At 38.9% G+C, this 5,065-nt stretch carries 1 protein-coding gene; it reads left to right on the top strand.

Translation table 11 applies throughout. The features are described from left to right. The coding region (locus ABEG11_RS18905) for a beta strand repeat-containing protein (protein ID WP_348825744.1) at nucleotides 1–5,065 on the top strand (5,065 nt) is incomplete at both ends.

The raw sequence follows: 5,065 nt of genomic DNA, 5'->3' as shown, positions 1-5,065 counted from the left end.
CCAAGTGTTTTTGCTTCGAGCAATATTGTAACAGTAGACACTAACTCAGGTGCTGATTTAGCCTGGGATGTGTATGTGCAGGATGCTAACGGCTGTACTGTAAAAACTACGGTAACTGTTATACAAGATGCTATGCCATCAGTGACAGCGGTTGTGAGTAACCAGTGTACAGCGTCAGGCAGCAGTTTCACTATTACTGCTACAGGAACAGGAGGAACAGGAACACTGACTTATGGAATCAACGGAGCTTCCGGTGCTTTCCAGGCAGGCAATACATTCAATGTTCCAGCGAGTGCGACTCCATATACAGTATGGGTAAAAGACGGCAACCAGTGTACTGCTTCAGCAGCAGCTGTTACGGTTTATCCTCAATTGACATCCGGAGCAGCTGTTACCAAGCTGTTAGACTGTTCTGCGAGTCCAGATGCAGTGATCACTACAACAATTACAGGGGGCAAAGCTCCTTATACGTATACAGTACAAAAAGGCACAGGAGCCATAAGCGTGCCAAGCGCGCCAAGTGCTTCATTGACATTTACGACCAGCGTAAGCAATGCCAACGCCGATACTTATAAATTTGTTATCACTGATGCCAACGGCTGTACTACTACAGCTTCAGCTACAGTTATTGGAATTACAAATCCGACAGTTACCGCTACGCCAGTACAGGTAAGCTGTAATGGAGGAAATAACGGAAGCGTTACTTTGGCAGGATCAGGCGGATCAGGCGGATACAGCTATAGCTTCAACGGAAGCGGGTTTACCACTACGGTTACCTACCCTGGATTGAGTGCAGGAATAGCCTATGCCTATCAGGTAAAAGACAGCAAAGGCTGTGTATCTGCACCAGCTACTATTACCCTTACACAGCCAACAGCATTAGTTGTTTCGGCTTCAGCTACAAGTTTCAGCTGTAATACTTCGAATGTTTATCAGTCAGCAGTAGTAACAATCAATGTGCCGACCACAGGAACAGCGCCTTATACTTATAGTTTTGATGGAGGTGGTTATAGTACAACCCGAACAAAAACTTATAATGATAATGGCAGCAACCAGACAGTAAATTATTCAGTAAAAGACAGCAAAGGCTGTACTCAGGCAGGAACTGCTATTATACTGAACAGATTAAACCCTCCAGTTATTGCTAATATAAGCGGTACACCTATTTATTGTTCGCCAGCTGCAAGTACTACAAGTACAGTAACTGTAACAAGAACTGCAGGGACTGGAGTAGGAGCGCTTACTTATGCAATTACAGCCCCTGCCGCAGCAGTTGCATCAAACGCAACAGGAGTATTCACTGGCTTGGCTGGTGGTACAACATATACTTTTAAAGTAACGGATGCTAACGGATGTTATGATACCAAATCATTTACAGTACCGTCAGTTACACCGATTGCAGTGACTGCTTCAAAACTAACTGATGTTGATTGTTTTGGAAACAATACAGGTTCTATCAGTTACAATGTTAGCGGGTTCTCTGGAACATACAGTTATACCGTTAATGGAGGAGCTGCTGTAACAGGTCAGACGGCAGCGAGCTTTACTCTGTCTAATAGAGTGGCAGGTGTTTATAATGTTGTCTTTACTGATGCAGTTACTGGATGTAGTGCTCCAACATCTATAACAATAGCACAGCCGGCAGCTGCTTTATCAGCGACTGTGGCCAAAGTTAATGCGAACTGTATTACAACAACTTCTAAAGTTACTATTACAGCAACAGGAGGTACATCCCCTTATACTTATGCATATAAGATTGATGGCGTTCCACCACTAGCTGCGGATTATATTGCAAGTAATATTGCGAACCTGAATCCAGCTACAAATGCTAATTGGGATGTTTGGGTAAAAGATGCTAATGGCTGTACATTTAAATTAGATGTTGCTATAATTTTAGACCCAACGCCTACAGTAACCGCTTCTGCGACTGCACAATGTTTAGGAGCAGGTTCTTATACTATTACAGCAAATGGATTAGGTGGTACAGGTACACTTACGTACAGTATAAATGGTGGAAGCTCTTATCAGTCAGGAAATACTTTTGTAGTAACTACATCAGGCAGTTATACAATAAAAGTGAAAGATGTTAATGGATGTACTGCAGATAGTAATGTAATAAATGTTGCACCGCAATTGACATTGAACGCAGTTCTAAATAAAAATATCACTTGTAATCCAGCTCCAACGGCTGCTAGAATAACATTAACTCCAACAGGAGGTGTAGGTCCATTTACTTATACTGCTTCTCCAAATACAGGAACTTTTGCAGCTAATATATTTACAACTAGTGCAGCAGGAAACTATACGTTTACAGTAACCGATACTGCAACAGGTTGTACTTATACAACAACAACAGCTATACCTGTAACTACTCCGGTAAATCCAGATATTACTGGTGTTACTCAAACGGCATTTATCAATTGTAATGGAGATGACACTGCTGCTATTTCTATAACTGTCAATAATACTTTAGGTCAATCACCATTTGTTTTTAATGTAAGAAGAACAGCTCCTACAGTTTTTGATTACGGAACACAAACTTCTGGATTATCTGCTGGAACATATGCTATAACTGTTACAGATGCTAAAGGTTGTACAGATACTTTTCCTTTTGTAATTAATGAGCCTACTCCTATTGTTTTTTCTAGATCTATTACTCCAATAACTTGTAATAATCTTACTGGAATTTCACTTGGTAGAATAACAATTAATTCTGTTTCTGGTGGTACACCAAATTACATATACCATGTTACAGGTGTAAATGGATATGATAAAAAATTCTCTAATCAAACTGGACTATCAGTAGTTTTTGATGTTGTAGATTTTGGATTTTATCAAATAATTATTACAGATTCTAACGGTTGTACGGCTTTTGAAAATAATATTTTAATAGCTTCTCCACCAGATGATTTAGATATTACAGTTACATCACCTCCAGCTGACTGTTCTGCTCCAGGTTCAGCTATAATTGCTGTTGGAGGACCTTTATCTTCTGTGACTGGTCCTGGTCCATATCATTTTGCAGTATATTCTCCGGGATTAACTTACACAGGTCCAACCGCATTACCATGGTATGATGAAGATGCTGTTGGAAGTAAAAAAACTACTATTCCGAATTTATTGCCTGGCGTTACATACACATTTGTTGTTCATGATGCGCTTACAGGATGTTATTATTTTGAAACATCTACTTTACCTATCCCTACGAATTCAACCATTACTGTTAATCCAATAATTGCTAATAATATTACTTGTAAAGGAATGGCTAATGGTAATGTTACTTTTACGATGAATCATACGTATGGAGCATCTACTCCAGTAACGTATCAGATTTTTAATTCACAATCAGTTACTCCAATAGGATCAGCAGTTTCAACAACTATACCAGCTTCAGGTTCTTTAGTTATAAATAATTTTGGTGTGTTACCTTTTGGAAATTATTTTGTTTTGGTTACTGAAACTGGTGTCGCTACACATGCAGGTTGCAGTGTGACTTCAGCTCCTTTTGATATTACAGAATCAGCTATTGATTTATCAGTTACAGCTAGTAAAATCAAAAAAGTAAATTGTAATGAAGATGGTGTTATTGCTGCACAGGCAAAAGACGGTACTGCACCGTATACTTATCAATATCTTTTAGCATCAGTTCCAGCACCTACTGCAGGTTCTGCTGGCTGGGTATCGGCTACTACTTTTGAAACAAGTACAACAGGAAATTATATTGTGTATGCAAAAGATGCTTATGGCTGTATTAAAAATGCTTCAGTTACTTTAGATGCCAATATTGCTCCAACAATTAATTTACCAGCACCTATTTGTTATAACAATACTGCCTTTACTATAAATATTGTTGGTACAGTAGACCCTACCATTGTTGGCGATGCAAGTTATAGCGTAGATGGCAGCGCTTTCCAAGATTCACCAAATTTTACATTTAATGCTGCAAAAACATATAATTTAGTTATCAAAGATGGTAATGGTTGTACAGCGAATGTTGATTATGTGGTTCATCCTAAGCTGGAATTGACCACTACATTAACAAAAGAATTAGATTGTACAGGAATGCCAAATGCAACAATTACTCTAACTACTACAGGAGGAGATACAACACCAACTGCTAATTATACTTATGAGTATTCTACTACTGGTGGTGGGCCTTGGACAATGATGGCTACTAATGTGCTTTCTGCTCCTATTGCCGGAACCTATACTTTTAGAGTTACGGATGCAAATAATGCAACTCTCTGTCAAACGATAAAAGCTATTGTTTTAGATCCAATACCAACAACAGTTTTCGGAACGACTCAAACAAATGTAAGCTGTAATGGTGGTTCGGATGGCACTATTAAAGTTAATGTAACTGCAGGAGAAGGTCCTTATGCTTATGACTTGACAGGTACAGGGTCTAATAATACTGGAGACGTAACAGGAATCTATACTGGCTTACCAGCAGGTAATACATATGTAGTAACTGTGCGTAATGCAAAAAGCTGTGTATTAGCTTCAGCTCCAATTAATATTACTCAACCATCACTTTTAACAGCAACTTCTTCTATAACTACTCCATTAACATGTGGAACAGGAAATGTAGCACAGCCAGCTACAGTTACGGTAGTTGCTACTCCAGGAACGGGAACATCTCCTTATAAATATAGTTTTGATGGAGGAGCCAATTATTCTCCAACAAATACGTATCAAACGTATGCTGGAACTGCTTTTGATGTGTATGTAAAAGATGCTAATGGCTGTATCTTTACCTTAACAAATGGAGTAAATGTTCCAGCCCTAGTTGCTCCATCTGATTTAATGTTTAGTACAACAGTGCCTGTAACTTGTTTAGTAAACGGTACAGTTGAAATTACAGGACATACAGGAGGTGTTGGAATTTTAAATTATGAAACTATTGCTCCTTCGCCAATTATTAGAGGACCACAAACTACAACTACCTTTGCAAATTTAACACCTGGAACCTATTTATTCCAGGTTAAAGATGCAAATGGCTGTACTTATCAGGAATCGTATACAGTAGATCCAGTGACACCAATTGCTATTGTTGGTTCTGTTG

The sequence above is a fragment of the Flavobacterium aestuarii genome (assembly GCF_040049115.1).
GTDB classification, from domain to species: domain Bacteria; phylum Bacteroidota; class Bacteroidia; order Flavobacteriales; family Flavobacteriaceae; genus Flavobacterium; species Flavobacterium aestuarii.
This window is presented reverse-complemented; position numbering and strand designations above follow the sequence as displayed.